This window comes from Vibrio sp. 704 (assembly GCF_033339295.1).
In genome coordinates this window covers 1-833 of the sequence record NZ_JAWOUH010000259.1, presented here as the reverse complement: position 1 = coordinate 833, position 833 = coordinate 1, and the positions used below count along the sequence as shown (strand labels likewise).

The 833-nt window shown below is 46.7% G+C and carries 1 pseudogene; it reads left to right on the top strand.

Going from position 1 to position 833, the window contains the following annotated elements:
- Positions 1–833 (top strand): annotated as a pseudogene (locus R7R24_RS25800) (tandem-95 repeat protein); the annotation flags it as partial.

Genomic DNA, 833 nt, shown 5'->3' with positions numbered 1-833 from the left:
CCCAAGGTGAGGGCAACGCAACGCTAGTTTACTCAGATGGCAGTGCCATCGCGCAAACGGGTGGGGTATACCTTGTTGATGCAAGTCGAATTGGCGATGTTCAAGTCGATCCAATTGATAACTTCTCGGGTGAAATAAAAATTGATGTCACTGCGATCACCACGGAGAGCGTGAATCCACTGACAGGTAAAGAAACGGCTCGCTCAGAAACGGAAACCATCGTCATTGATGTCTCTCCAGTCGCTGATGCTGGTAGCTTTACCGTTAATCGCATCAATATTTTCGAGGATAACGCTCGCACTCAAGATACGGTCGATCCGGTTACTGACCACGATCCACTTCAATTAAGCGAAGTGATTTCAATGAAACCATCCGCGGATATGGATGGTTCAGAAGAGCTGTTTGTTCGCATCTCGAATTTCTCTATCGACGGCGTGACGCTTGTCTGGCTCGATGGCGCGAATCCTTCACAGATTGTTGAAGTAACGGATGGCAACGGCAATGTGCTGTATTACGAAATTCCTGAGTCGCAGCTGACGAATGTAGAAGTGCTGCCACCACTGCACAGTAACGACGATTTCACCTTCAACGTTGAAGGCATCGTAAAAGACAGCGCATCGCTTTCAACAGGTTCTGCGCAAGATGTACTTTCACTCGGGAACAAAACCGTCATTGTTGATGTGAAAGGCGTAGCGGATATTCCAATCGTTGAACTCAATGATAAGTCAGGTATTTGGCAAGAGTTTGATGATGGTAACGTACGTGGCGTTCAAACATTTGTGGATGAAAATGGCCAAGTTGATATTTCGTTCAGCATTCTTTCTGGAGAGTTC